Below are 645 nucleotides of genomic sequence, written 5' to 3' on the forward strand. Positions count from 1 at the left end.
CCTTCGCAGGCTGATGTTGAATTCATCATAAGTTCCGTTCCCCGGCTGAATGAAACATTCCACCAACATCCGCTTTGAACAGACGATGGTCCCCGTGCAGCACGGATCTAAGCCAGTGTTGCACCGGGTAGCGGTGAAGCTGTAACCGTCAAGTACTTTTGAGCAGATTCCGCTAAATAATTTTCAACACCTAGGCATTGCCAAATATGGTTTCTCGATGCTTGAGGCGGAAGCTGTCTCCGCTCAACTTGATGACCTCGCTCTTATGCAAGATCCGGTCGAGAATGGCGGTCGTGATGGCCGGATCACCGAGCAACTCCCCCCAATCCTCCGGTCCTTTGTTCGAGGTCAGAATGATCGATGTTTGACCATAGAGCTTGTTACAAATTGAAAGAATAAATGCGATTCCCCTTTCTCCATGGCCATGAACATCAAATCATCAATGATTACTAGGTCGGATCCCAAAATACGCTTCATTCGGCTCTGTGATGTTCGTGCTATCTCATGTGTCTTGAGGAGATGGATGAGGGTATCCATCGCAACAAAACTGACCCGATGCCCTCGCTCCAACGCTTCGATTCCAAGCCCCACTGACAGGTGAGTCTTTCCCACCCCAGGCGGGCCTAAAAGGATTACATTGTAGGT

At 49.5% G+C, this 645-nt stretch carries 1 pseudogene; it reads right to left on the reverse strand.

The annotated features are described in order from the left end of the window. Positions 1-190 precede the first annotated feature (190 nt). Positions 191-612: pseudogene (locus PPOP_RS19065) on the reverse strand (ATP-binding protein). Positions 613-645: the final 33 nt, after the last annotated feature.

The sequence above is a fragment of the Paenibacillus popilliae ATCC 14706 genome (assembly GCF_000315235.1).
Lineage (GTDB): Bacteria > Bacillota > Bacilli > Paenibacillales > Paenibacillaceae > Paenibacillus_B > Paenibacillus_B popilliae.